This window comes from Thermophilibacter provencensis (assembly GCF_900128445.1).
GTDB lineage: Bacteria > Actinomycetota > Coriobacteriia > Coriobacteriales > Atopobiaceae > Thermophilibacter > Thermophilibacter provencensis.
In genome coordinates this window covers 1,194,893-1,219,837 of record NZ_LT671417.1, presented here as the reverse complement: position 1 = coordinate 1,219,837, position 24,945 = coordinate 1,194,893, and the positions used below count along the sequence as shown (strand labels likewise).

At 70.2% G+C, this 24,945-nt stretch carries 29 protein-coding genes; 15 read left to right on the top strand and 14 right to left on the bottom strand.

Translation table 11 applies throughout. The features are described from left to right. Positions 1-3: 3 nt before the first annotated feature. The 3 genes from BQ7391_RS05510 to BQ7391_RS05500 all read left to right on the top strand — a co-directional run bounded on the left by BQ7391_RS05510 (position 4) and on the right by BQ7391_RS05500 (position 1,768). The gene (locus BQ7391_RS05510; protein ID WP_129583918.1) at positions 4-576 is read left to right on the top strand and encodes a hypothetical protein; all 573 of its coding nucleotides are present in this window, start codon (positions 4-6) and stop codon (positions 574-576) included. A 193-nt stretch (positions 577-769) separates the two neighbouring features. Beyond that, positions 770-1,219: a zinc ribbon domain-containing protein gene (locus tag BQ7391_RS05505; protein WP_075279681.1), complete on the top strand. Its 450-nt coding sequence runs from the start codon at positions 770-772 to the stop codon at positions 1,217-1,219. 12 nt (positions 1,220-1,231) lie between these two features. Beyond that, a complete protein-coding gene (locus BQ7391_RS05500) occupies positions 1,232-1,768 on the top strand; it encodes an AAA family ATPase (protein ID WP_075279680.1) in 537 nt (178 codons plus the stop codon). On the opposite strand, the gene BQ7391_RS05495 is transcribed toward BQ7391_RS05500, so the two are convergent. Beyond that, complete coding sequence (locus BQ7391_RS05495; protein WP_075279679.1) at positions 1,765-2,685, bottom strand: GrpB family protein; 921 nt, start codon at positions 2,683-2,685, stop codon at positions 1,765-1,767. The two genes, BQ7391_RS05500 and BQ7391_RS05495, sit on opposite strands and share 4 nt — an antisense overlap. A gap of 143 nt (positions 2,686-2,828) precedes the next feature. On the opposite strand from BQ7391_RS05495, the gene BQ7391_RS05490 reads away from it, so the two are divergent. Together BQ7391_RS05490 and BQ7391_RS05485 are read left to right on the top strand one after the other, a co-directional pair. Beyond that, positions 2,829-3,179, top strand: a complete 351-nt coding sequence (locus BQ7391_RS05490; RefSeq protein ID WP_075279678.1) for a DUF2200 domain-containing protein — start codon at positions 2,829-2,831, stop codon at positions 3,177-3,179. Between the two features lie 110 nt (positions 3,180-3,289). After that, entirely contained in the window at positions 3,290-4,075 is a 786-nt protein-coding gene (locus tag BQ7391_RS05485) for a helix-turn-helix domain-containing protein (RefSeq protein WP_075279677.1), read from the top strand. A 21-nt stretch (positions 4,076-4,096) separates the two neighbouring features. Here the strand turns inward: BQ7391_RS05485 and BQ7391_RS05480 are convergent, their stop codons facing one another. Beyond that, positions 4,097-4,600, bottom strand: coding sequence for a GNAT family N-acetyltransferase (locus tag BQ7391_RS05480; protein WP_075279676.1), 504 nt, complete (start codon positions 4,598-4,600; stop codon positions 4,097-4,099). A 17-nt stretch (positions 4,601-4,617) separates the two neighbouring features. After that, on the bottom strand, positions 4,618-5,034 hold the full coding sequence (locus tag BQ7391_RS05475; protein ID WP_075279675.1) for a TipAS antibiotic-recognition domain-containing protein: 417 nt from the start codon (positions 5,032-5,034) through the stop codon (positions 4,618-4,620). 444 nt (positions 5,035-5,478) lie between these two features. On the opposite strand from BQ7391_RS05475, the gene BQ7391_RS12740 reads away from it, so the two are divergent. Beyond that, positions 5,479-5,727 carry a type II toxin-antitoxin system RelB/DinJ family antitoxin gene (locus BQ7391_RS12740; protein ID WP_075279674.1) on the top strand — a complete coding sequence of 83 codons (249 nt, stop codon included), beginning with the start codon at positions 5,479-5,481 and terminating at the stop codon, positions 5,725-5,727. Here BQ7391_RS12740 and BQ7391_RS05465 read toward each other — a convergent pair. Together BQ7391_RS05465 and BQ7391_RS05460 are read right to left on the bottom strand one after the other, a co-directional pair. Next, on the bottom strand, positions 5,690-6,331 hold the full coding sequence (locus BQ7391_RS05465) for a class I SAM-dependent methyltransferase (protein WP_075279673.1): 642 nt from the start codon (positions 6,329-6,331) through the stop codon (positions 5,690-5,692). The two genes, BQ7391_RS12740 and BQ7391_RS05465, sit on opposite strands and share 38 nt — an antisense overlap. A 75-nt stretch (positions 6,332-6,406) precedes the next feature. Next, on the bottom strand, positions 6,407-7,009 hold the full coding sequence (locus BQ7391_RS05460) for a TetR/AcrR family transcriptional regulator (protein ID WP_075279672.1): 603 nt from the start codon (positions 7,007-7,009) through the stop codon (positions 6,407-6,409). Between the two features lie 141 nt (positions 7,010-7,150). Here BQ7391_RS05460 and BQ7391_RS05455 point away from each other — a divergent pair, with 141 nt between their 5' ends. Further along, positions 7,151-7,774, top strand: coding sequence for a TetR/AcrR family transcriptional regulator (locus BQ7391_RS05455; RefSeq protein ID WP_075279671.1), 624 nt, complete (start codon positions 7,151-7,153; stop codon positions 7,772-7,774). Between the two features lie 2 nt (positions 7,775-7,776). Next, the gene (locus tag BQ7391_RS05450; protein WP_075279670.1) at positions 7,777-8,313 is read left to right on the top strand and encodes a hypothetical protein; all 537 of its coding nucleotides are present in this window, start codon (positions 7,777-7,779) and stop codon (positions 8,311-8,313) included. A gap of 4 nt (positions 8,314-8,317) precedes the next feature. Here BQ7391_RS05450 and BQ7391_RS05445 read toward each other — a convergent pair whose 3' ends face one another. The 4 genes from BQ7391_RS05445 to BQ7391_RS05430 form a co-directional block, all read right to left on the bottom strand. Beyond that, on the bottom strand, positions 8,318-9,463 hold the full coding sequence (locus BQ7391_RS05445) for a winged helix DNA-binding domain-containing protein (protein WP_075279669.1): 1,146 nt from the start codon (positions 9,461-9,463) through the stop codon (positions 8,318-8,320). 72 nt (positions 9,464-9,535) lie between these two features. Next, the gene (locus BQ7391_RS05440) at positions 9,536-10,099 is read right to left on the bottom strand and encodes a GNAT family N-acetyltransferase (protein WP_200799586.1); all 564 of its coding nucleotides are present in this window, start codon (positions 10,097-10,099) and stop codon (positions 9,536-9,538) included. A gap of 48 nt (positions 10,100-10,147) precedes the next feature. Next, positions 10,148-11,098 (bottom strand): GNAT family N-acetyltransferase, encoded by a 951-nt coding sequence (locus tag BQ7391_RS05435; RefSeq protein WP_083662120.1) that lies wholly within the window; start codon positions 11,096-11,098, stop codon positions 10,148-10,150. Further along, positions 11,095-11,538, bottom strand: a complete 444-nt coding sequence (locus BQ7391_RS05430) for a hypothetical protein (RefSeq protein ID WP_075279666.1) — start codon at positions 11,536-11,538, stop codon at positions 11,095-11,097. The genes BQ7391_RS05435 and BQ7391_RS05430 overlap by 4 nt, the downstream gene beginning before the upstream one ends. Positions 11,539-11,852: 314 nt before the next feature. Here BQ7391_RS05430 and BQ7391_RS05425 point away from each other — a divergent pair, with 314 nt between their 5' ends. After that, positions 11,853-12,938, top strand: a complete 1,086-nt coding sequence (locus BQ7391_RS05425; RefSeq protein WP_075278793.1) for an IS110 family RNA-guided transposase — start codon at positions 11,853-11,855, stop codon at positions 12,936-12,938. Between the two features lie 317 nt (positions 12,939-13,255). Here the strand turns inward: BQ7391_RS05425 and BQ7391_RS05420 are convergent, their stop codons facing one another. Beyond that, a complete protein-coding gene (locus BQ7391_RS05420; RefSeq protein ID WP_075279665.1) occupies positions 13,256-14,455 on the bottom strand; it encodes an MFS transporter in 1,200 nt (399 codons plus the stop codon). Between the two features lie 251 nt (positions 14,456-14,706). Here BQ7391_RS05420 and BQ7391_RS05415 point away from each other — a divergent pair, with 251 nt between their 5' ends. Next, positions 14,707-15,702 carry a VanZ family protein gene (locus BQ7391_RS05415; RefSeq protein WP_075279664.1) on the top strand — a complete coding sequence of 332 codons (996 nt, stop codon included), beginning with the start codon at positions 14,707-14,709 and terminating at the stop codon, positions 15,700-15,702. 69 nt (positions 15,703-15,771) lie between these two features. Here the strand turns inward: BQ7391_RS05415 and BQ7391_RS05410 are convergent, their stop codons facing one another. Both BQ7391_RS05410 and BQ7391_RS05405 read right to left on the bottom strand, forming a co-directional pair. Further along, positions 15,772-16,251, bottom strand: a complete 480-nt coding sequence (locus BQ7391_RS05410) for a GNAT family N-acetyltransferase (RefSeq protein WP_075279663.1) — start codon at positions 16,249-16,251, stop codon at positions 15,772-15,774. Positions 16,252-16,266: 15 nt separating this feature from the next. Next, positions 16,267-18,270 carry an elongation factor G gene (locus BQ7391_RS05405; RefSeq protein WP_075279662.1) on the bottom strand — a complete coding sequence of 668 codons (2,004 nt, stop codon included), beginning with the start codon at positions 18,268-18,270 and terminating at the stop codon, positions 16,267-16,269. A 517-nt stretch (positions 18,271-18,787) separates the two neighbouring features. Here BQ7391_RS05405 and BQ7391_RS05400 point away from each other — a divergent pair. Continuing rightward, on the top strand, positions 18,788-20,290 hold the full coding sequence (locus tag BQ7391_RS05400) for an ATP-binding cassette domain-containing protein (protein ID WP_328586765.1): 1,503 nt from the start codon (positions 18,788-18,790) through the stop codon (positions 20,288-20,290). Positions 20,291-20,347: 57 nt separating this feature from the next. Here the strand turns inward: BQ7391_RS05400 and BQ7391_RS05395 are convergent, their stop codons facing one another. Together BQ7391_RS05395 and BQ7391_RS05390 are read right to left on the bottom strand one after the other, a co-directional pair. After that, positions 20,348-20,662, bottom strand: a complete 315-nt coding sequence (locus tag BQ7391_RS05395) for a DUF1648 domain-containing protein (RefSeq protein ID WP_075279660.1) — start codon at positions 20,660-20,662, stop codon at positions 20,348-20,350. A 61-nt stretch (positions 20,663-20,723) separates the two neighbouring features. Then, entirely contained in the window at positions 20,724-21,710 is a 987-nt protein-coding gene (locus tag BQ7391_RS05390; protein ID WP_075279659.1) for a CorA family divalent cation transporter, read from the bottom strand. Between the two features lie 97 nt (positions 21,711-21,807). On the opposite strand from BQ7391_RS05390, the gene BQ7391_RS05385 reads away from it, so the two are divergent. From BQ7391_RS05385 to BQ7391_RS05370, 4 genes are all read left to right on the top strand, one after another. Continuing rightward, on the top strand, positions 21,808-22,080 hold the full coding sequence (locus tag BQ7391_RS05385) for a GNAT family N-acetyltransferase (protein WP_075279658.1): 273 nt from the start codon (positions 21,808-21,810) through the stop codon (positions 22,078-22,080). Positions 22,081-22,280: 200 nt separating this feature from the next. Beyond that, the gene (locus BQ7391_RS05380) at positions 22,281-22,679 is read left to right on the top strand and encodes a pyridoxamine 5'-phosphate oxidase family protein (RefSeq protein ID WP_075279657.1); all 399 of its coding nucleotides are present in this window, start codon (positions 22,281-22,283) and stop codon (positions 22,677-22,679) included. Between the two features lie 146 nt (positions 22,680-22,825). Beyond that, positions 22,826-23,578, top strand: a complete 753-nt coding sequence (ppgK, locus tag BQ7391_RS05375) for a polyphosphate--glucose phosphotransferase (protein ID WP_075279656.1) — start codon at positions 22,826-22,828, stop codon at positions 23,576-23,578. Between the two features lie 145 nt (positions 23,579-23,723). Further along, on the top strand, positions 23,724-24,929 hold the full coding sequence (locus tag BQ7391_RS05370) for a putative ABC transporter permease (protein ID WP_075279655.1): 1,206 nt from the start codon (positions 23,724-23,726) through the stop codon (positions 24,927-24,929). The last annotated feature ends 16 nt before the right edge of the window (positions 24,930-24,945 follow it).

The window sequence follows — 24,945 nt, the reverse complement described above, 5'->3', positions numbered from 1 at the left end:
AGCATGAGCAAGCTTGACACCCTGCGCCGCGGCCTCGACCTCTTCCCCGGCGAGAAGGACCCCGCGCCCGGACGCTCCCTCGACGCGCTGCGCGCCGACGCGCGGCGCCGCTTGGCCCGCGAGAGCGCCTCGGCGGCCGTCATCTGCGCCTCGATCGTCGCCCTGAGCGTCCTCGCGGTGACCGAGAGCCTGCCCGCCCTGCGCGGCAGCACGCTCTCGTCCAGCTTTCTGAGCGGCGCCCTCATGGGCCTCTTCTGCGTCGCGGGCGTCGTCAGCGTCCGCCAAGTCGCGGCGCTCAGGCGCGCGCTCGCAGACGAGCGGGAGCTCCGCCGCTACTACGCGCGCGAGAACGACGAGCTCACGGCCCACATGGAGCGCGAGGTGGCGCGGACGTTCGTGCGGGCCATCCCCGCGCTCGCCGTGGTGGCGATCTTCGCCGGTGCGCTCGTGAGCTTCGAGGCGATGGCGGCCGTGGCCGCGACGCTGGTGTTTCTCTCGCTGGCGCTGCTCGCCATCAAGCTCTCGTACCGGGTGCGCTTCCACGCGGGAGCCGAGGGAGACGCGGGGCTCGAGTAGGGCTGGCGCGGGCGCTTGGCCCGGGGCGCCTTGGCCCGATCCTTTCGCACGCTTCGGCGCCCCGTTCCGTGCGAGGAGTCGGACTAGGCAAATCGGGCTAGGCAAATCCGAGCGCCGCGCAACAGAGCGTTGCTTGGACCGGGGCCTTCGTGCGGCGATACTGGTGCCAGCAACCAAGCCGAAGGGAGGCCCCATGGCCATCAAGGACGTGCTGCCCCGCCTGCGCCGCGAGCGCGGGCTCACCCAGGAGGAGCTGGCGCGCAGGCTCTACATCACCCGCCAGGCGGTGAGTCGCTGGGAGCGCGGTGAGACCACGCCCGGGGTCGACATGACCAAGCTCATCGCGCGCGAGCTGGGCGTCCCCGTGACCGAGCTGCTGGAGATGCCCGAGCGCTACTGCCAGAGCTGCGGCATGATGTTCACCGGCCCCGACCAGCTCGGCCACGACGCGGACGGCGCCGAGAACCCCGACTTCTGCCGCTGGTGCTACGACGGCGGCGCCTACACCTACGAGACCACGATGGACGAGATGATCGAGGACTGCGCGCCGCGCATGGCCGAGGCGATGGGCTGGACCGTGGACGAGAGCGCGTCGCTTCTGGGCGCGGTGCTGCCCACCCTCGAGCGCTGGCGCGACGCGTAGGGCGGGCGGAAGATGAGCCACCTCATCGCCGCGCGCAAGACCCTCTACCTCGTCGGCGGGCCGATGGGCGTCGGCAAGTCGACGGCCTGCCGCGAGCTCAACCGCATGCTGCCGCGCTCGGTCCTTCTCGACGGGGACTGGTGCTGGCAGGCGGACCCCTTTCAGGTGACGCCCGAGACCAAGGCGGTGGTGCTCGACAACATCTGTCACGCGCTCGGCAACTTCCTGCGCTGCAGCGCCTACGAGAACGTGATCCTGTGCTGGGTGATGCACGAGCGCGCGATCGTCGAGACGATCCTCGGGCGCCTTCCGCTCGCCGAGTGCGGTGCGCGGGTGCGCTGGACGTCGCTCGTGGCGGGCGAGGGGGCGCTGCGCGCACGCGTCGAGAGGGACGTGACCGCCGGGCTGCGCGACGCGGGCGCCGTGGAGCGCGCCCTCGCCTACCTGCCGCTCTACCGGGAGCTCGGCTCCGAGCTCGTGGACACCACCGGGCGCACGCCACGAGAGGTGGCGGAGCTCGTCGCGGGCGTCGCGCGGCGGGGGCGCTAGGCCTCCGGCGCCATGCGCGCGTCCGCCCACCACCCCGGCACCAGCTCGCCGAGCCGGGCCACGCGCCGGGACTCGTAGTCGAGAAGCACCTCGACCTCCCGAGCCGCGGGGTCGAGCTGCATCATGAGCTCTCGGCACGCCCCGCATGGCGTCCCGGCACCTCCGCCCGGCATGACGGCGACGATTCTTCGTATCCGCGACTCCCCCGCCGTGACCATGGCCGCGATCGCCGAGCGCTCCGCGCACATCCCGAGCGAGCACGCCGTGTCGATGCAGACGCCCACGTAGACGTTGCCGGCCTCCGTGAGCAGCGCCGCCGCGACGGAGCCCGCCTCCACGAGCGGGGAGATCTCGCGGGGGCGCTGCACGCGCCGGGCAGCAAGGTAGAGGCGGTCCCAGGAGTCGTCGTAACACGCGAGCGCCCGAGCCTCCAGCGCGCGCACGAAGCGGTCCTTGCCGTCGCAGTATCCCTCGATGTCGTACGGAAAGCGTCGCGCGAGGGAGCGCTTGAGGGCAGCGTACTCGTCACGCGCGTCCTCGTGGGAGCGCAGGTAGTCGCAGAGCGCAAGGTGACGGGCGATATTCTCTCGGTCGCCCGCGTCAAAGACGTGGACCTGGTGCGTGCGCTCGTCGCCGCCCTTGCGAAAGTAGCGCCGCCCCGGGATGCCGAACTCGCCGAGGCACTCGTAGCCCAGCTCGCGCATGCGCGGCTCCACGGCGTCGACCTCCTCGAGGCTGCGCGCCGCCACGAGCACGTCCACGACCGGCTTGGCGGCAAGGCCCGGCACCGACGTGCTCCCGATGTGCCAGATCGCGAGCGCCGCCTCGCCAAGCGCGCCGCAAAGCCGGTCGCGCTCCTCCCAAAAGCGCTGCGGCCAGGACGGGTCGTAGTCAACGACGGTGACGTGCTGGGGCATGGGGGTACCTCTCTCTGTCGACGATGCACAGTCCCGCGCGCAGCCAATTATGCGCCTCCTCCAGGCCCCGCCCGCCCCCGCGGCAACGCCCGCACGCTACACTGGTCCCACGCCCACTCCCACGCCACGCGAAGGAGTCCCCCATGCCGCGCACGCCCATTGCGAAGATGTCGCTCGCCAAGGTCTACCCGCTGCTCGTCCAGAAGGCCGAGCGCAAGGGCCGCACGCGCGAGGAGGTCGACGAGGTGACCTGCTGGCTCACCGGCTACGACGCCGACGGCCTGGAGCGCCAGATTGCCGCGGGCGTGGACTACGAGACGTTCTTCTCGGAGGCGCCGGCGCTCAACCCCAACAGGGCGCTCATCACCGGCAAGGTCTGCGGCGTGGACGTTGCCGCCATCGCCAACCCCGTGGAGCAGAACGCCCGCTACCTTGACAAGCTCGTCGACGAGCTCGCCCGCGGGCGCGCCATGGAGAAGATCCTGCGCTCGTAGCTGCCGCATGCGTTTTCGCAGGTAGACGCCAACTCGCCCAACGGTCGATTGACGCGTCGCGAGCCTCGGGCCAGCATCGTGGCCATGTTCCGACCCTGGAAGGAGACCACATGACAGACAGCCCGGAACCGCGCGAGCCAAAGGCCCCGCAGCTCGACGCCGCCACCCTCGGCGCGTTTGTCGCCCGCGTCCGCGCCGAGCGCGGCCTCACGCAGCGACAGCTCGCCGAGCGCCTCTACGTGAGCGACAAGACCGTGAGCAAGTGGGAGCGCGGCCTCAGCCTGCCGAGCGTTCCGCTGCTCGTGCCGCTCGCCGGGGCCCTCGGCCTCTCCATCTCCGAGCTCATGGCCTGCGAGGAGGCCCCGCACGAGGAGCGCCTGGGGCGCGCCGAGGCCGACCGCCTCATCGCCGCCTCGCTCGACCTCTCGCGCGCGGCGCTCACCGGGCGGCAGCGGGCGCTGCGGTGCGCCGCCTTTGCGGCGACGGTCGCCGTCTGGGGCCTGCTCACCGCGCGCGTGGTCTTCTCGCGCAATCTTGACCAGCTCCTCTCGGGCCTCGCCGACCCGGCCGTCGCCGGAGGCCTCCTCATGCTCGTGGCGCTGGCGTGGTTCTCGTTCTTCTGCCACGAGACCCTGCCCGGATACTACGACGAGAACCGCATCTCCTTCGTGACGCAGGGCCCCTTCCGCATGAACCTCGGCTGCCTCATGCGCGTCCACAACGGCAACTGGCCCGTCATCTGCCACGCGGCCCGCTGGTCGGCCGCCGCGGCGGCGGTGCTGATCCCCGCGATCGAGCTTGCGCTCGGGGACGTCCTGCCCAACGCCACGGTCGGGCTTCTCGGCTGCGCGGCCTTCTTCGTGCCGATCCTCGTGGCGGGCAAGCTGAACGAGTAGCGAGAGAAGCATCGGGTCGGGCTATCGCTCGAGGTGCAGGTCCTTCACCATGAGGAAGTTCGTAAGTTGCATGCCCGCGCGCACGACGGCGTTCTCGCGCAGCACGACGTAGCTCCGGCGCTCGAAAAACGGACGCGCCGTGATGGACGCGAAGGTTCGGACCGCATGTGCGCCGCGGTCCCGCGCCTCGCGCTCGAGCGCCCCCGCGAGCAGGCGCGCCACGCCCCGGCCCTGGTAGTCCTTGTGCACGTAGAGCATGTCGAGAAGGTCCGCGCCCTCGAGGCTGCCAAGGCCCACGAGGGCGCTGCCGTCCCAGGCGCCGAGCGCGCCCTGCCTGAGCAGGAGCTCGACCAAGCGATGCGCTGGGACCGCCCCGCCCGGAGCCCACGCGTCCAGCTGCTCGGACGTGTAGTCGCGCGCGTTGACCGCGTGCACCGTCTCGCGGAAGAGCTCCGCCGCCGCGGCCGCGTCGCGCGAGGAGAGCGGCGCGAGCCTAAGCGCGAGACGTGTAGTCTTCTCGCCCATGAGGCCCCTCCCGCCGGCTACGCCAGGTAGGACTCGAGCGCGGCGACCAGGAACTCCGTCGCGCCCTCGCCCGCCGCCGTGTCGTAGTAGACGCGGAAGCGCTCGTCCGCAAGATACATCTGCGCGAGACCGCAATGCGCCTCGCGCGAGTAATGCCCCTCTCCCCAGTGCAGGCGAATCCAGCTCTCGTGCATCTGCGCAAGCTCACGGGCAGCGTCACCCGCCGGGTCACCCGTCGCCATGGCAGCGCGCAGCTGATCCTTGATGGCCTGCTCGAGCCGATCCCTCTCATCCCACTCGTCGCGGGAGAGCGAGGCCAGCCGCTCGTTTGCAGCGTCCACCGCATCGTCCCCGTAGCGCGCTCGTGCCTCGCGGCCGTACATGCGCTCGTTCTCCTCGATTGCGTTGCGCTTAAGCGCCTCGTATTTGCCCATGCCCTCATTCCTTTCTTCTGGGGTCAGCGCAGCCTCCTTGTGGCGAACGCCGTCCCCTGATGCCTCGTCCATGCCCTCGCTGCGCTTCCTGAAGACATTGTGAGGCCTGGCGTGACGGAGGGGCTTGGCATGGAGTGCAGACATTAATCCGCCTTTGGATTTGTGAAGGCGACGTTTGCCCAGTTGAGATTTGAGCGACCGCCGCCGAGGGCGGGTTATTTTTCCGCGCTCGCTTAATGAGAGCCATCTCGCTCCTGTGTGCGCGCTCACTATGACGCGCGACCAAGCCGGAATCGCCGCGGCAGCCCAGCCGTTGGGCACGTCGCAGCTTCGGGGCTCACCGGCAGCGCGTTCGAAAGAATCGACCTCCAGACGCTTTGCGCAGAGGACGCATGCGGTGCACCCCGTATCCCGCAACTTACAAGTCATTTGATCGCAAGCATTATGACAGCATCAGCCGCATCTCTTGGCAATCACGTTGATGCCAACCTCAAGCGCGCCTTCGACGCACCCGCGGAGGAGCTCGGGCTCACGCCCGCCTCGGCGCTCACCGTCTTCACGAAGCGCCTTGCCAAGGAGAGCTGCTTCCCCTTTGCCGTTCGCAAGCGCACCCCTACCGAGGCGGAGTACGTCGCCGAGATGCTAGGCCCGCGCGTCACGCGTCCTTGCGTGCCACCGCCACGCAGGCGGTGACGCCCACGCGGCGCCAGCTCACCCGGCTGAACCACGTGCCCAGGACGTCGCGCAGCTCTGCCTCGGAGTAGATGCGGACGTCGCCCTCGCGCGAGCGCGGCATCCACGCGTTCATGAGCGCGCGGGCCGGCGCGGGCTGCCAGACGTCACCCATCACGAGAGCGCCTCCCGCCGCGAGCACCCGCCACGCCTGGAACGCGGCCCTCTCCGGGTCCGGGTAGTGGTGGAACGAGTCGTTGCAGACCACCACGTCAAACGCGGCGTCGTGGAAGGGCAGGCGCTCCGCGTCGCCGAGAAGGACCTCGGCTCGTCCCGCCAGCCGCGCGCGGGCCACCTCGACCATGCGCTGCGAGAGGTCCACCCCCGTGAGGGAGCAGCCCGGGATCGCGTCGAGCAGGCGCGCTGCCAGGGCGCCCGTTCCGCAGCCGAGGTCGAGCACGCGCGGGGCCGGCATGCCCGCCACGGCGCACGTCACCTCACCAACAACGTGCTGGTAGAGACGTCGGGCATGGTCGCCTTCCATGCCCTCGTCGTAGGTCGCGGCCTGCGCGTCGAACGCGGCGCGCGAGCGGCCGCGCAGAAGCTCGGCTTTCTTCTCGTCCATTTCCGTCTCCTCTTGTTGAGCAATGTTCAATACAGCGTCTCGAAAAGAGCCCCGGACCAGGCCGGGGCGGTTTTCCTATCTTGGGCCGGTGCTGGCGGCGCCCGTCGCGCGAAACTCAGCGAGAAGCGCCCGCAGGTAGCGACGCGCTGCGGCGAGCGCGGTCTCGTCCGGCATGCCCGGACCGCTCGCGAGCCCCACGCACCCATAGGTCATGATGGCCGCGAGCTGATCCGCGTCCGCGGCAGACGCCCCCCGCTCCGCCGCGTCGAGCTCGAGCGCGGCGCGCAGGTGCGGCCGCACCGCCTCGCACATGGCGAGCGAGAGCCGGTCGTGCAGCGCGCCGGCGCCCTCAGCGTGGAAGAAGGCGGCGTAGGGGAAGCCGCCGTGCGCGGCGCCCGCCTCGAGCGCACGCCCGAGCTTCTCGTCGAGCGAGGGTCCCCGCTCGTCAAGGGCCTCGCACACGCGCTCCGCGCAGCGGCGCGCGTAGTCCTCGATCGCGGCGGAGAAGAGCGCCTGCTTGGAGTCGAAGTAGTGGTACGCGAGGCCGGGCGCCACTCCCGCAGCCCGCGCCACCGCGCGCACGGACACGTTGTCGTAGCCCTGCTCGGCGAAGAGTCGCATCGCACAGGCTAAGAGCTCGCGCCTGCGCTCCTCGGGCTCCTTCACGGTTCTTGTCATGCGCGCCACCCCCTCGTTTCGGAGTCTAGCACTCTATTGAACATTGGTCAATAGATGTCTCGACGGAGTCACTGCCGTCACGTTGCCTTGCCTTCTCGTAAACCTATCGTATACTAGGTTTTGACGACCACGGGAGGCAGCATGGGACGACCGTCCGGGCCAACGCGCGATACCAAGCGCCTCATCTGCGAGCGCGCCCTCGAGGTGTTTGCCGAGAAGGGCTATGCCGCGGCAACGATGCGCGACGTCTCGGCCGCGGTAGGCCTGCGCGAGGCCTCGCTCTACAGCCACTTCCCCGGCAAGCAGGCCATCTTCGACGCGGCGGTGGCCCACCAGCTCGACCGTCTGACGCAGGCACTGCGCTCCCGCCGCGCCCTCGCCCACCCCACCGACGACGCGAGCGCCTACCTCGCGGACGGGCCCGCGCTCGCCGAGGTGGTTCTCGCCAGCTACGAGCCCCTCTTCGCGGACGCCGGCATCACGTGCCTGCGCCACGTGCTCGAGGGGGCGCGCCACGCGGACCCCCGCTGCGACGAGCTCTACCGCACCGTTTTCATGGAGCGGCCGCTCGAGCTGCAGCGCGCGATCTTCTCGCGCCTCGTCGACGCAGGCCTCTTCTCCCCCTGCGACGTCGACCTCGCGGCCCGCCAGTTCCACGGGCCTGTGTTCCTCGCGCTCTGCGAGGGCATGCCCTGGCCGCAGGCGCGCGGCCTCGTGGAGCGGCACCTCAAGGCGTTTCTCGCCCAGCACCGAGCGAAGGAGTGAGCATGAGCACCGCCGTCGTCTACTGCTCGCAGACCGGGTTCACCGAGAGGTACGCGCGCTGGCTCGCGGAGTCCCTCGGGACCAGGGCCGTCCCGTTCGACGAGCGCGCCTCGTCCTCCGTGGACAGCGCGGGGACGCTCGTCTTTCTCAGCTGGTTCCACGCGGGAGGGCTCAAGGGCGCGCGCTGGCTGCGCGACCTCATGGACGGGCGCCCCGAGCGCCGCTACGTGGTCGTGGGCGTGGGGGCCTACCCCATGCCGAGCGACGAGTGGCCAAAGAGCGAGACTAACGCCGCCTTCGACCAGGCGTTCCCGCAGGACCGCTACCCCGACCTCGCGCGCTTCTACTGCCAGGGCGGCTTTGACTTCGACCGCCTGTGCGCGCTCGACAGGCTGGCCATGCGGGCGTTCTTCCGCATGCAGGCCAAGGCGGCCAGGACCGACCCGCGCGTCGCCTTCGCGCTCGACGCCATGCGCGAGGGCTTTGACGGCACGCGGCGCGAGTACCTGCAGCCGGTGCTCGAGCACCTGCGGGGCTGAGCCGCTACCCCTCCGCTCCCCCGCGCGCACGCAGCTCGCTCGGGAGGCCGTCCGTGTCAAAGGGGCGCGGGGCCGGCACGTCCTTCTCGCCCCTAAAGCTAACCTCCATACGCTCCGGCGAGAAGAACCTCCTCACGCGACCCGCGATTGCGGCGCGCGCCGTGTCCGAGAGCGGGCGGAACTCCGTGACCGTCACGCGCCTCCCCTCCCTCCTCCAGCGGGCGCGGGCGCGACCGCGGTAGAGGACCGCCGCGAAGACGATGCCCGCCCGGTTGGTGACGCGCGGCAGGTCGGATGCGTCGATGAGGCGCGAGCGGTCGCGGTACCCGAGCACGAGCTGGTCGAAGGGGGCGAGCAGCACGCATCCGGGCACGCGCGCCTCCGTCGGGGAGGGCAGCTCGCCGAGGTAGGAGAGCGTGGCGCCCCGGCAGGTGAGCTCGCGCAGCGGCAGCGCCGAGCGACGGACGAGCGACGCCACCTCCGAGGCGCGGTAGCCCAGGAAGGCCGCGCAGTCCTGCATGGTTGCGGGGCCGTAGCGCTCGAAGTAGCGGCGCACGAGCTCGGCGCGCGCCTCGTCGCGCGGGGGCCACTCGGGAGCCTCCGGAACGGCGGCGAAGCGCTTGGCCGTTCCCGCCTCATAGACGAGCATCCCGCGGTCGCACATCTCCTTGAGCAGTCCGCCCCAGCCGTTGAACACGCGCTCCAGCAGCCAATCAGACATGCCCGCCGCGCGGCACGCCTCCTTGAGCTCCTCGCGTCCGCGCGGGCCGGACGAGACCTCGGCGCGGATGAGGTCCGCCCAGCGCTCGGCCTCCCCGACCGGGATCCCCCAGCCGTCCCAGAGGTCGGCGAGCGGGCCGCGGTTGTCGCGCGCGGAGAGGTGCAGCCACAGCTCGCGGGCGGGCACCACGTGGATGGTGCCGCGGTGCGACCAGATCTTGACCAGGCCGCGGTCCCAGCCCTGCGGCGAGAAGTCGCTGGCTCGGGCGCGCAGGGCGTCGCGCGGGCCGGTCGAGAACTGCGCCTGGAGGCCCAGCAGGTCGGATGCCACCTGCACGCATGACGCGTCGCGGCGCAGGAGGTGCTGGCGGTCGAGCGTGACGGCGAGAAGCTCGCCGCGGGTGAGGTCGGGTCGCGCGGGCGCGGTCATGGGGCCTCCTCTCTCGTCATGCTCCCATGGTAGCGCGACGGCTGGACGCGACGGCGCGGTCCCGCGCGCGGATCAGCCCACCCAGTGCCGCGGGTGGCGCTCCCAGTAGCCACGGTACCCGGGCGCGCCCGGCACGAGGTCCACCTGATGCATCCTGAACGTGACCTCGTAGTTCTTGGGCTGCCAGAGCTCCCGGTACGAGTAGCGATACGTGAGCCCGCACGCGCGCATGACGGCCCCGCTCGCGGGGTTGAGCTCGTCGTGCGTCGCGGTGAGGAAGGCGAGGCCCGCCGCCCGGGCGCACCCTATCGCGGCATACGCCGCCTCGCGCGCGTACCCACGCCCCCAGCAGTCGCGGCGCAGGGCGTATCCCAGGTCGTGCGCGTCGTCCTCCGCGAGCGTGACGTAGCCGATCACCTCGTCGGGCTCTTCTCGGCGGCAGACCACGCGGCTCAGCGGGTCGGCCAGGCGACGGTCGGCAAACTCACGCGCCTCGCCCTCGTCTCGCAGCGAGAACAGGGGCAGGAAGCGCGTCACCCGCTCGTCGGAGAGCATGGCAAGAAGCGCCGGCGCGTCGTCCTCCGGGCGCACGCGGCGGAGCACCAGCCTCTTGGTCTCCATCCGTCCCTCTTCCACGATGCCCCCTCTCTCGACGGCCGCCCGGCCCAGGCGAGCCGCGAGCGCTCACCTCCCGCGGGCCGCTGGGGCAAGCCTCATGTAGAGCAGCGGGTAGGGGCGGCCGCCATCGTCCGTGGACGTGCGGCGATACGCCGAGAAGCCCAGGTGCTCGTAGAACCCCACCGCCTGCGGGTTCTGCTCGTTCACCGAGACCTCGCGCGCTCCGAGCAGCTCCACCGCCCGCTCCATGAGCAGCCGCCCCACGCCGCTCCCACGCTCCGCGGGGTCCACGAAGAGCATCTCCACGAAGTCCCCGTCCATGCCCAGAAACCCGATCGGCGCGTCCGCCCGGCGCGCGACGAGAAGAAGCGGCGCGTGACCGATTGCGTCGGGCACCATGGGCCGCATCCGTCCCACCTCGCCGGGCAGAAGGAAGTCGTGCGTCGCGCGGACCGAGCGCTCCCAGACGTCGGCGAGCGCGCGCACCAGGGCCGCGGGGCGCTCGGGGGCCTCGGCGACGACCAGGCCCTCGCGCTCCAGGGCGAGAAGGGCCCGCTTGCGCCAGAGGCCGCCCGCGTAGCCGGTGAGCGCGCCGTGAGCGCCGAGCACGCGATGGCAGCCCACGATCACAGAGACCGGGTTGCGCCCCACCGCCGAGCCCACCGCCCGCGGCGAGGTGGCGCGGCCCAGAAGCCGGCCCACGCGAGCCGCCAGCTCCCCGTAGGTGACGGTCTGGCCGCTCCCCACGAGGCGCAGCTCGTCCCAGACGGCGCGCTGGAACGATGTGCCCACGAGCGCGAGCGGTGGCACGGCATCGGGGCGGCCGCCCGTGAAGTAGGCGTCCAGCCATGAGCGCGCCTCATCGAAGACGGCCAGGCCGTCGCGGGCGCGAGCGTCTGGCGCCAAGCCCGCGGCGAAGCGGCGCTGCCCCTCGAACCAGAGCCCGGTGAGCGCGGAGCCGTCGCTCGCAAGCAGCATCTCCCCCAGCGGGGAGCGATAGACTGACGTGCACCTCATGGCTGCTCGCCGAGCCCCGCCCGCCGGCGCAGCTCGCCCATCAGGTTGTCGTTGCCGATCACCGAGACCGCGGCGTCGCCGTCCCGCGGCGCCTTGATGAAGACGCCGTCGAGCGCCGCCGTGCACTTGTTGCCGGTGAACTGCTCAGACGAGCCCGTGTAGGGGCGCACGCCCGTCACGTGCTCGTACGGGATGATCGTGCGCGCCCAGCCAAAGACGATCTCAAGTCTGTCGGCATAGAGCTCCACACGGTTGCGAACCACTGCCGGCCACAGCACGACGGCGCCAGCGACGAGCAGCGCCGCCGGCACGCCGGCCGGCATCCCGGGCTGCAGCGCCAGAATCGCCGCCGCCGCGGCCACGAGACCAGAAAGCGCGCCGTACCACGGCGTCACCTTCCCGCGAAAGACAAGCTCGGGATTGCCCTTGTAGATGCGCACGTCAGCTCACCTCGCACGGGACGCCCGGCCCAGCGCATCGCATGTCGGCCATGTCCCACCGTCCTTCTCGCCGTCCGCCTTCACGAGAAGCATAGCGCGACTGATGCGGCAAGCTCGCGCATTGTCTTGATTCTTTGGACCAGGGCGAGTCCGGTCAAGCGGCTTCGAGAAGAGCCCGCCGACCGTCTTGGCCTAGAAGATATGTAGAGAGCGACTGGGACCTCTCTCTATGAACCAAGGGCCGCGCCAGCGGCGACGTGGGTTAGGCTCGAGTCGTGAGACAGGCCCGCCACAAGTCATAGGAGGTCCCAGCCATGATCTATCGTACCAGCGTCGGCCTCGACGTACACGCCCGCTCGATCGCCGCGGCGGCCTTCGTCCCGGAGACCGGGGAGGTCGAGGAGAGCTCGTTCGGCTACGACGCGGCCGCCGTCGCCGCGTGGGCGGCGGCCCTGCCGCAGCCCGCGCGGGCCGTCTACGAGTCCGGCCCCACCGGCTTCGACCTCAAGCGCTCCCTCGACGCCCTCGGTCTGCCGTGCGTGGTGGGCGCGGTGAGCAAGATGCTCCGGCCGGCCGGGGACCGCGTGAAGACTGACAGGCGCGACGCCGTGTTCCTGGCGCGCATGCTCGCGGTCGGCAACGTCGTCGAGGTGTGGTGCCCGACGCCCGGGCAGGAGGCCGCCCGCGACCTCGCCCGAGCCCGCGCCGACGCCCGGGACGACCTCATGGCGGCACGCCACAGGCTCTCCAAGATGCTGCTGAGGAAGGGGCTCGTCTACCCGGGGAAGAGCGCCTGGACCGCAGCCCACCGCGACTGGCTGCGCTCCATCGAGCTGCCGCTTTCGACCGAGGGGCTCGTGCTCTCGGAGTACCTGCAGCAGGTCGTCGCCTGCGAGCAGCGGCGCGACCGGCTCGACGCCGCCATCGCCGCGCTCGCCGCGACCGACGAGTGGCGCCCCGTCGTCTCCCGGCTCTCGGCCGTGCGCGGCATCTCCACCGTCACCGCCTTCTCCGTGGCCGCCGAGATCGGCGACTTCTCGCGCTTCCCGACGGCCCCCTCGTTCATGTCCTACCTCGGCCTCGTGCCCTCGGAGGGCTCGTCGGGCGGCTCGGTCGCGCGGGGGCCGATCACGCGGACGGGCAACGCCCACGTCCGGACGCTGCTCGTCGAGGCCGCCTGGCACCACGCGCGCAGATGGAGCCCCCTGCTGCCGACCGAGGTCGCCGCGCGCCGGGGGATAGGCCCGGAGGCCGCTCGCGTCGCGGCGGAGGCCAACCGGAGGCTCCACTCGAAGGCGGAGCGGCTGAGGAGGAGGGGCGTGCGCCCCGCGAAGGCCAACGTCGCCGTCGCGCGCGAGCTCGCCGGCTTCGTCTGGGCCCTCGCCAACTGCGAGGGCTGACAAACCGCCGACCCCCGGGGCGCAGGCGCCGGGCGGGCGATGGGGAGAACCGCGATGCCGCTATGCGCAGCCCCTGGCGACGCGCGATCCTAGAAAGCGGGTGCCCCGCGCCGGACAGATCGGAATGCGCCACGACGCGCGGATGTCAGACTGGAGATCGCTGAAGCCTTCCGGCTCTCCGCCGCGCCGCCGCCCCGGATCGGAGCATAGCGAAACCGTCCCAACCCGCACCTCCGCGGGCCGGGACGGTCTTGCCTCTTGACAGGTTGATCTACATATCAGCGGCGCAGAGCGAGGCCCCGGCGAGGCGCCCGCAGCTACGCGCGCCCGTCGCCCGGCCGGCGCGGCCTCCACCCCTTGAGCGCCATGAGGCCGAGGAACGCGGCGAGAACGACCACGGACAGCACGAGCAGCGCCACCGGGAAGAGCCAGAAGCCCACGTGCTCCGCGAGAAGGCCAAAGAGCGGCGGCAGCGTGAGGGAGCCCACGTAGGAGGCCGCCATCTGCACGCCGATCGCCGCCTGCGAGAGATCGCGCCCAAAGAGGCGGGGCGTGAGGTGGAGCATGTTGGGGTAGAGCGGGCTGTTGCCAAAGCCCACGAGGAAGAGGCCCACCGGCGCGGCGGCCAGCGGCAGCGGGGCGAGAAGCACGAGCACGGCCACGAAGGTGACCGCCTGCCCCAGCCCCACGAGCTGCTTGCTGGTAAGCCGGTTGGCCAGCACGCCGGAGAGGAAGCGCCCCGCCGTCACGCCCACGTAGTAGACCGTCACCATGCCGGCGGCGGCGCCGGCCGCCATGCCGCGCGCGCTCACGAGATAGCTCGCGCACCAGGTGTTGCAGACGCCCTCGATGGCGACGGACGCCATGAAGACGAGGCAGGCCAGGCGAATGTCGCGGCGTCGGACGAGCGCGAGCGGGCTCGCGGCGCGGGGCGCGGGGTCGTCGCCCTTCTCGCCCGCCGGCTCCTCATGGCCGACGCGGGACCAGAGCGGCAGGATCGCGATCGTGGCCGCCATGATCGCAGCCTGGACGGCCGCCGCCTCGAGGTAGCCGTCGCGCCACGTGCCGCCCGAGAGCGCGAGCGACATGAGAAACGGGCTCACCGTAATGCCCACGCCGTAGGCGCAGTGGAGGAAGTTCATGTGCGTTGCCTTGTAGTGCAGGGCAACGTAGTTGTTGAGCGCCGTATCGATGGCGCCCGCGCCGAGGCCGAGGGGGATCGCCAGCAGGCAGAGCCACGGAAAGCCCGGTGCAACGGCAAAGCCGGCGAGCGCCGCGGCGGTGAGCGCCGTGGAGGCCGCCGTGACGCGCCCGGTGCCGAAGCGGCCGATGAGCGCCGCGGAGGAGAGGCTGGAGACGATGGTCCCGCAGCAGGTGACCATCGTGACCGCGCTGCCCCACGAGACCGGGACGCCGAGGTCGGGGTGCATGGCCGGCCATGCCGCGCCGAAGAGCGAGTCGGGGATGCCCAGACCCACGAAGGCGATGTAGATGACAATGAGAAGCACGATGGACATGGACGGCTCCGCCCCCTTCGGCGTGTCCGGCTTGGAAACGTTTCCAAGACATGATAGCCATCGCTCGGGAGCCGGGCAAGGGAGCGGGGACGCCCGCTGACCTGACAAAGGTGACAGGGCAATCTGTCAGGTCCGCGCCGCCGTCCTGCGCGCCGCACCTTGCGAAACCGTTAGTTGCATCGATGGCGCGACACGAGCCCTTCCCTCACAATGGGCCGGGCACGACCGACGAGACGAGAAGAACGGAAGACATGAACCTCATCAGACGCTTTCTCTCCGGCTACACGGAGAACTTCCTGCTGGCGCTCACGCTGTGGCCGCTGGCGTCGCTCCTGCTGACGCTGCCGATCCTCGCCTGGGTGTACCACCGCGACGGGCGGCTGCGCGCCGGCACGGTGGTCTCCACCTATCTCGCGGTGCTCTACGTGCTCGGCCTCGGCTGCTTCACGCTCTGGCCGCTGCCGAGCGGCGAGCGCGGCCTCGGCATCACCTACGGCGTGGCGTGGCAGCTCGACCCGCTGGCGTTTGTGGGCGACTTCCGCCGTGAGGGCATCAGCACGATTCCGCAGATCGCCTTCAACGTGGTGCTCTTCATGCCGCTCGGCTTCATCGCGGGACGCCTGCTGCGCTGGGGGTTCTGGCGGTCCGTCGTCGTGGGACTTCTCGCCTCCCTCTGCATCGAGGTCGCGCAGGGCACGGGGCTCTTCGGGATCTACCCGTACGCCTACCGCACGGCCGACGTCGACGACCTCATCTATAACACCTCCGGCGCAGCGCTCGGTTGGCTCTGCGCGGCGGCGCTCGCCCGGGTCCTGCCGCCGGGCGCGCTCGCCGAGGAGGGCGAGGTCACGCATGAGCCCGGCTTCATCCGCCGCTGCGTCGCGTTCTGGCTGGACACGCTCCTCGTGACGCTTCTCTCGCTCGTGGTCGGCGGCGCGATCGGCCTCGCCCTGTCGCTGCTCGGCGCCCCCGATGGCGTGCGCTCCCACGCCATGGACCTCGTGCTGTACGCGTCGTTCCTCTGGGTCGAGCTGGTGGCGCCGTGGCGGCACGCCGGGTCGACGCCGGGAGGGTCCTTCGTGCGCATGAGCTCCGAGACGCAGGAGCGCTCCGGCATGCGGCGCGCGGCGTTCTACGCGGCGCGCGTCGTCGCCCTCGGGGCGGCGTACTTCTTCCTCCCGATTCTCTGGCCTGCGTTCGCCCTCTTCTATCTCTTCGCACGCGAGATGCCGTACGACCTCATCTAGGGATCGCGGCGGGGGCGGGCTCCGCCCCGTCAGCCCGCGGCGTGACAGGGGGCGCCTCGGCCGCCGGTCTCAGCGCGCAAGCTCCGCGAGTGCCTCGCCCGCGACGCGGTAGACCGTCCAGTCGCTCATGGGCTCGGCGCCCATCGAGAGGTAGAAGTCGATGCTCGGGCGGTTCCAGTTCAGGCACCACCATTCCAGCCGCCCGCACCCGCGCTCGAGGGCGATGCGCGCGAGCCGCTTGAGCAGGGCCTTGCCGTAGCCCTTGCCGCGGTGCTCGGGGCGCACGTAGAGGTCCTCCAGGTAGACGCCCGAGCGGCCAAGAAAGGTCGAGAAGTTGTGGAAGAAGAGCGCAAAGCCCACCTCGCGCCCCTCCTCCAGCGCAAAGACCACCTCTGCGGCGCGCCTGTCGAAGAGCCACTCCTCGAGCGTCGCCTCGTCAGCAACGACCTCGTCGAGCATGCCCTCGTAGTCCGCGAGCTCGCGGATGAACGTGAAGATCAGCGGCACGTCCGCACGGACGGCGGCCCTGAACCGCGGCTTGTCTTCCATCGTGCCCCTTTCTCGTCAGCGTGAGAAGAACGCGGCGTCGGCGGCCCGATACGGGCGCAGGCGCGCCGGGTCCGCGACGGTGTGGGCGTGCGCGGGCACCTCAGGCCACTTGACCGTGCGACCGGCGCCGTGGCTGCAGAACACCGAGTCGGGCGTGTTGGGAAGGTCCGCCTCAGGGTCATATGATGCGGTGGCGATGACCTCGTCTGCGTTATGACACGGCCGATACCCGGCGAGCTCGAGCGAAATCCGCCCACGGCCCCCGGTGTAGCGCGCGACCTCGAGCGCGTACTCCCCCACCTCGGACGCCGGGACCTCGCCGGTTATTCTCGCCAGGTCGCCCGAGGGCTCCGGAGCCCCAAACTCCGCCGCCATGCGCGTAAGGTCGGTGAGCGCGCGGCCCACGCGGTCGGCCGGCACCGTCAGGCGAAAGCGGTACCACGGCTCCAGCAGCAGGCACTCCCCGCGCTCGCGCGCGCCCATGAGCGCCTGGCGGACGGCGCGGTAGGTTGCCTGGCGAAAGTCCCCGCCCTCGGTGTGCTTGGGATGAGCCCTGCCGGCAAGCAGGGTCACGCGCACGTCGGTAAGCGGGGCGCCGATAAGAACGCCCAGGTGGTCACGCTCCATCGCATTGGTGAGGATGAGGCGCTGCCAGTTGAGGTCGAGGTCGTCCGTGGAGCAGCGCGTGCCAAACTCCACGCCCGCGCCGCGGGGCAGCGGATCGATCAAGAGGCGCGCCTCAGCGTAGTGGCGAAGCGGCTCGAAGTGGCCCACGCCCTCTGCGGGCGCCGTCAGAGTCTCCTTGTAGAGGATGCCGCCGGGCCCGAAGCCGACGTCGAAGCCATATCGGGAGCGCAGCAGCTCGCGCACCACGTCCTGCTGAACCTCGCCCATGAGCTGGACGTGAACCTCCTGGAGACGCTCGTGCCAGGTCACACCGAGCATGGGGTCCTCGTCCGCGAGCTCGCGCAGCGCCCGCACCAGGGCGGAGACGTCCGCGCCGGGCTCGGGCACCACCTGGTAGGAGAGCACGGGCGCGAGCAGCGGGCGCCCGGCGGCGGGCTCCGCGCCAAGGGGGCTCCCGGGGATGACGTGCGAGAGCCCGGTGACTGCGCAGATGCGCCCCGCAGGCACCTCGGTCACGGTCTCGAAGCTCGCACCCTGGTAGAGGCGGACCTCGTTGACCTTCTCCTGCCACGGAACGCCCCGGTCGCTGCCGGAGAGCTGCATCTTCGCGCGCAGGACGCCGCCCGTTACCTTCAACCATGCGAGCCGCTCGCCACGCGCCGAGCGCGACACGCGGTACACGCGCGCAGCGAACTCCCGGGGCCAGGAGCGCTCCGGCAGCAGCGCCGCGAGCCCGTCGAGCAGCTCGGGCACGCCCGCACCGCGCGGCGCGGCGCCAAAGAAGACGGGAAAGACCGCGCGCGAGGCAACCAGGCGAGCGAGCGTCCCCGTTGTGAGCTCCCCGCTTGCCAGATACTCCTCGAGCGCCGCCTCGTCGCTCGCGGCAGCCTCCTCCGTGACCGACGGGTCACCCGCGAGCAGCGCGGTGGCATCAAGGCAGCCGGGCGAGAGCCGCGCCGAGAGCTCGGCGAGAAGGGCGCCTCGCCCCGGGTTCTCCAGGTCGCACTTGCTCACGAACACGAAGGTCGGCACGGCGTTGCGCTCGAGCAGGTCCCAGAGCGTCTCGGTGTGACCCTGGACGCCGTCGCCCGCGCCCACCACCAGGATCGCGGCGTCGAGCGCGGCGACGGTTCGTTCGGCCTCGGCGGAGAAGTCAACGTGGCCGGGCGCGTCCACGAGCATGAGGCGCGCACCGTCCCACTCGAGCGACGCCGTCGCCGAGAAGATCGTGATGCCGCGCTCGCGCTCCATCGCGTCGGTGTCGAGGTGGGTACTCCCGTCGTCCACGCTCCCGGGAACGCGGATGGCGCCCGATGCCGCAAGCATCGCCTCCGCGAGCGTGGTCTTGCCCGCGTCCACATGCGCAAGGAGTCCCACGACCGCCTGCCTCATACAACCCCCATCCCACGCTGCCATCCCCGACATCTTACGGCAAGCGCGCGCGGCCCTCGCGGCGCCGACCGGAAGGCACTTCTCGCCCCCTCGTTCTTCTCGTCCGGCTTCCCGCGTCTGCCGCGCCCGCCCCCCATTCCGCACAATCTCGAGATTGTGCGGTGCAGAGAGCGCAGCGGGGGGATTCTTTGTCCGCAAGTAATTCAATAGCTGGGAAAACGCTCCGAGACACCCCCAACGAACAGCCAAATTCCGGAATTGTTCAGACAGCAGGGCCGTACCCCCGTCCGTACCCCGCCGCCCTGACGCGCTACGACACCATGGCAGGTCGGCCTTGACCGGCTCTCGATCCGGGCGCATACTGGCGACATCGGCCGAGCGGGGAATGGGCCTCGCAGCGCGGGTGGCGCCGCCATCGGACCGGAGAGAGGCACGGGAAGCGTGGGCATTCGCTAGACATCCTCAACCAAGAAACCCCGATGTGCAAAAGTGCCTGTCCCTTTTGCACGGAGAAGAGATGTCTATGCAGCTTGTGCTCTCCGGCGTGCGCTACGCCTACCCTGCGGCCCGCGAGGCCGTTCTCGACAACGTCACCATCACCTTCCCCACCGGCTGGACCGCGCTTCTGGGCGACAACGGCTGCGGCAAGACCACGCTGGCCAAGATTGCGTGCGGACTCATCGAGCCTGACGCGGGCTCGGTCACGCGCGGGCTTGTCTGCGCCTATGTGGCGCAGGACGCCGACGAGCCGCCGGAGGGGCTCGTGGACTTTGCGCTCGACTACGGACGAGCTGCCCGGGAGCTCCGCGAGGCCTTCCGGATAGAGGACGACATGCCCTGGCGCTTTGACGAGCTCTCCTTTGGCGAGCGCAAGAAGCTGCAGGTGGCCGTGGCCCTCTGGGGCCGCCCGGACGTGCTCGTTGCCGACGAGCCCACCAACCACCTCGACGCCGACGCGCGCGAGCAGCTTGCGGGCACCCTCGCGCGCTTCCGCGGCATCGGGATTCTCGTGAGCCACGACCGCGACCTCGTGGACCTTCTCGCCGAGCGCTGCGCGTCCTTCGAGCCCTCCGGCGTCGTCGTGCGACCGGGCGGCTACAGCGCGGCGCACGGTCAGGCGGAGCTCGAACGCGCGACGGCCGTCGCGGAGCGGGCGAGCGCCAAGCGCGAGCTCGCGCGCCTCACTGCCGAGAAGGACGCGCGAGCCCGCGAGGCCGCCCGCGCCGACGCGCGGCGCAGCAAGCGCGGCCTGGACCCGCGCGACCGCGACGCGCGCGGGCGCATCGACCTCGCCATCTTCACCGGCAAGGACGGGCAGGCCGGACGCCTCTCATCCCAGATGAACGCGCGGGTGGCCGCCGCGCAGGAGCGCCTGGCCGCAGCGCGCGTGGCCAAGCGCTACGACGGCGACCTCTGGGTGGACGCGGAGCCCTCGCGCCGGCGCACCGTGCTGCACGTCCCCGCCACGACCATCCCCTGCGGACCGGAGGGGACGCTCCGGGTTCCCGAGCTCTGGGTGGGGAACCGCGACCACGTGGGCGTCGTCGGGCCCAACGGCGCCGGAAAGTCCACGCTCCTCGCGCATCTGCGCGCTCTTCTCGCCAAGGCGGCGGACGTCGGGCAGGGCGTGGAGGTGCTGGACATCCCGCAGGAGCTTCCGGCTGAGGCGCGCGACGCCATGGTGGGACGCGTGGCGAGCCTGACGCCCGCCGACCGCGGGCGCGTGCTCTCCTGCGTGGCGCAGCTCAACTCGGACCCGGACCGCATCCTCGAGGGCGGTCGCACGAGTCCGGGGGAGCTTCGCAAGCTCATGCTCGCCGAGGGGATCTTGCGCCACCCCGCGCTCATCGTCATGGACGAGCCGACCAACCACCTGGACCTGCACTCGACCGAGGCCCTCGAGCGCGCGCTCGCCGCCTACCCCGGCGCCCTCGTGCTGGTGAGCCACGACCGGCGGTTCCTCTCCGCATGCACCTCGCGCACCTGGGAGATCCGCGACGGCCGCCTCCGCGAGCTGTGAGCTGGGGACAGGCACCAACTCGCTGACTGTTAATTGGGGACTGTCCCCAATTAACAGTCAGCGGATGGCACCCTTCCAGAGGAGGAAGCTGTAGAGCGCGACGAGCGCCGTGCCGCCCAGAAGCGCCACCAACGTGACCGCGGGGTACGTGGACGAGAAGAGCGCCGACGCGAGCGTGACCACGCCCATGAAGACCGTGGAGCCCTTGCTGTCCCAGCCGTCCGCCACGCCGCCCACTCCCCAGTGCACGGGCACCGTGTCCGGCATCGCCGGGAGCGCCCAGAATACGTAGATGGCCGCACTCACCAAGCACAGGGCGAGAAGCGCCATCCACAGGACCTTGTCGCGCACCGCGTAGTCAAGACCAGACATGCCAGCCTCCTCGAACGCGCCCTCACGTTACGTGATGGTATACCCCTCCCGCGGGCGCCTATCAACCCCGCTGCTCGCCGCCCTTGCGACACCGCCTGCGGGAGATGCGGCCAGCGCGCTGGTCGCTGCGGCTGCCGTCGTCGTGACGCCACTCGACAAAGCTCAGCCAGCCGCGATGCCAGAAGAACGCCACTTCAACGACCACGATCACAACGCACACCATGATTGCCGCGGCGTAGCCCCATGGCACGTCAAAAAGCGCCATATGCGGGAAGTTCATGCCGTACCACCCGGTGACAAAGGTGAGCGGCATCACGATCGTGGTCACCACGGTGAGCCACTGCATGACGTTGTTCTGCCGCACGTCGATGGACTCCTGGTAGAGGCTGTGCACCTGCAGGCTATAGTCCTGCAGAGACTCAAGGCGCGTGGCAAGCCTACCCAACAGGCGCTCGAGCGAGCGGAGTCTCGCGCGGTCCGCGGGCGCCACGAGACCGGAGTCGTCCTCGGCAAGCTCCGCAACGAGATCAGACATGCCTTGGTAGAACGTGTCGAGCCCCAGCATGCGGCGCGAGTCCGCCATCATCTTGCGCCTATCCGGGCGCTCGCGACCCTCGAGGACCCGCTGCTCCATGAGCTCAAAGTCCTCATGCATGCGAGAGATGCGCACGGGGTGGTCGCGCAGCAGCTCGCGGAGAAGCACACAGAACGCCCCAGCGGGCCCCTCGACGCGCGCCCGGTCTTCCACAGCACGTCCGAGCGCGATGGCACAGACGTCCCCATCATCAATGAGCACCAGCTCATCGGGGTTGAGAATGAAGCCGAAGCGCCTCCGCCCGCTGGGCGTGACCACGAGGCCCGCCGCCCCGGTGGAGGTGCGCTCAAGAAACGGCATCGCGGCGTGCTCGAGCTGATCGAGCACCTCGCGCTGCGTGTGGGAGAGGGCGCGCGCCTGCGCCTCCTCCAGGCGCAGGAGAATGACGACGTGCCCACCGTCCTTCTCGCCCGTCGCGAGATGCCCGTTTGCGATGTGCCAAGCCCGTGCCATTGCGCCTCCGACCACTGCCGCCAACTGTTCTCGTTGGAGGTTCTACCCGTTGTCGTGTGAGACAATAAGGCCGTAGACCGCAACTGAAGGAGGAAGCATGAACTGGATCATGGAGCGCGACCGCGTGCAGGTGCTCGACGAGCAGTGGAACGTTCTGGCCGAGGTGACCTTCCCCGTGGTGGAGCCCGGCATCGTGGAGATCAACCACACCTTCGTGGACGAGAGCCTGCGCGGGCAGGGCCTCGCGGGCCAGCTCATGCGTCGCGCCGTGGCGAGCATCGCCGCGAGCGGCTACTGCGCGCGCCCCACGTGCTCCTACGCCGTGAGCTGGTTCGAGAAGCACCCGGAGCACGCCGAGCTTCTCGCCTAGCCCCGTCGCCGCCCTCGCTGCGGCCGCCGCTCTCGTCGGGGCGCTCGCAGGCCATGAGCCCATGGCCGCCATGGCGGTCACGCCGGTTTCTCGCCCTCGTCCTGCTTGCCGCGATGATCTGCCGCAAGCGGCGACTCGCCGTCCCCGCAGCGGAGTAAAGTAGCGCCAACGACCGTTTCCGCGCAGCGAAGGGAGCACCCATGGACGACGTCCTCTCCTACCTCAAGGCAAGCTCCACCTACTATCTGGCAACCGTTGACGAGGCCGGCAACCCGCAGGTGCGCCCCTTTGGCACCATCGCCAAGTTCGAGGGCAGGCTCTACGTCCAGACCGGGCGCGTGAAGCCGGTCTTTGAGCAGATGCTCGCCCACCCGCGCGTGGCGATCTGCGCTATGGGCGAGGACGGCTCGTGGCTGCGCATCGAGGCCGACGCAGTGCTCGACGACCGCCTAGAGGCGCGCGAGGCAGTGCTCGCCGAGTACCCAGAGCTGCGGCCCATGTACGCTGCCGACGACGGCAACTGCGCGGTCTTTGCGCTGGAGAACGGCATCGCCACGTTCTGCTCGTTTACCAAGGACCCCTACGTCATCCGCTGGTAGCAGCCTGGCGGGGGCGGAGGGGTCGTCACCGCTCCGCCCCCGCCACACTCCCCGAGCAAATGCGGCCGCATAGCCGGCGCTTGGCCCTCCCCCCTCTTACATACGCCTAACATTTTCATATTGGCAACTCGGCAAAGGGGGACATCATGGACGCATTTGGCATTGACATCGGCGGGTCGGGAATCAAGGGCGCGCCCGTCGACCTTGAGAAGGGCTGCTTCGCGGCGGAGCGCCTGCGCATCCCCACGCCCGAGGCATCCACGCCCGATGCCGTCGCGCGCGTGTGCTGCGAGCTGCTCGACAACTTCCGTGTAGACCCGTCCGTCCCCGTAGGCGTGGCCTTCCCCGCCCCGATCCATCCCGGCAGGCCCATCGGCTACATGGCCAACCTCGACAAGTCCTGGATCGGCGTCGACATTACGGCCAAGCTCTCCGAGGCCTGCCACCGTCCCGTCCGCGTGGTCAACGACGCCGACGCCGCCGGCCTCGCCGAGGCGCGCTACGGCGCCGCGCGCGGCAGCAAGGGCCTCGTCATAGCCGTCACACTGGGCACCGGCATCGGGACCGCGCTCGTCATGGACGGCAAGCTCATCCCCAACTCCGAGCTTGGCCACATCGCGATGGGCAAGAACGGAGAGGACGCCGAGAAGCTGGCGGCCGACTCCGCCCGCCAGCGCGAGGACCTCAGCTGGAAGAAGTGGGGCAAGCGCCTCACCAAGTACCTGCGCCTCCTCGAGTTCTACCTCAGCCCCGAGGCCTTCGTCATCGGCGGCGGCGTGAGCAAGAAGCATGAGAAGTACTTCCCGTACATCGAGGTCGATACGCCCGTCTACCCCGCCAAGCTCCTCAACGACGCCGGCATCGTCGGCGCGGCATCGTTCGCTGCGGAACGCAGGTAGCCGTCGTCGACAATGCCCCAGACCGGCGAGAAGAACGTCCTGCCCGGCGTTCTTCTCGCCGGTTGTTTCTTGTCGCTCTCTGCGGGTAGACTGTGGGCACCACTCGCCCCGGGGCAGCGCCCCGGCTCCCAGAAAGGGACTCCCCATGCCAGACGCCACCCCCGTGGAAAAGCGAAAGATACCCCTGCTGCTCAAGATCTACGGCATCTACTGCCTCGTCACGGCGACAGCGGTGCTCGCCCTGGTGGCGCTGATCGCCATCCCGCTCGCCCAGTACGGCGTCAGCCTCTTCCGCGAGAGCCACGACGTCACGCTCACGATGACCCTCACGATCATACAGGTGGTGACGCTCGCCGTTGGAGCCGCGGGGTACATCCTCTTTGGCGTGCTCGTGCTGCGCGACCGGCGCCGGCACGTGGCGCAAATCGCCTACGCGCTCATCGGCGTGGGCATCGTTAACCTCATCCTCGAGATCATGCTCAACGGCTTTGGCGACAACCTCATCTACGACGGGGTGCGGCTCGTGATCCTTCTCGTCATCTCCGCCACCATCGACCCCACGCTCATCACCGAGCGCCGCCTGCAGCGAAAGCTCCGTGACATGGAGACCGAGGAGGCCGCCAAGGACGGCACGCTCGGACGCGCCAAGGGCGACCGCGGCTTCATTGAGCTCGACTTCTTCAACCTGTTCTGGGTCTTCGTGGTCTGCTGCGTGCTCGGGCTCATCATCGAGACCGTGTATCACATGGTCGTGGTGGACCCCGGAGTCTACCAGGACCGCGCCGGCATGCTCTATGGGCCCTTCTCCCCCATCTACGGGTTTGGCGCCGTGCTCATGACCATCGCGCTCAACCGCTTCTACAAGGCCAACCCCGTCGTGATCTTCCTCGTGTCCGCCGTGATCGGCGGGCTCTTCGAGGCGGCGGTCTCCTGGTTCATGCAGGTTGGATTTGGCGCCGTGGCATGGGACTACTCGGGCTTCACGATTTTCGGGCTCTTTCCGGACCCCATCGCGGTCCTCTTTGCCGGCCGTACGAGCACCCTCTTCATGTGCATGTGGGGCGCGCTCGGCTTTGTGTGGATCAAGTTCTGCCTGCCGTGGCTCCTGAAGCTCATCAACCTCATCCCCTGGCAGGCGCGCTACTCCTTCACCACGCTCTGCGCGGTTCTCATGCTGGTGAACGGCGTCATGACGCTGCAGTCCCTCGAGTGCTGGTACCAGCGCGAGAGCGGCCTTGCGCCGAGCTCTCCCGTGGAGGAGTTCTACGCCGAGCACTATGACAACGCCTACATGCAGCACCGCTTCCAGAGCATGGAGATCACGCCGGAGAACAGCGCCCGCGCGGCATAGCCTCCTCGCTGATAGC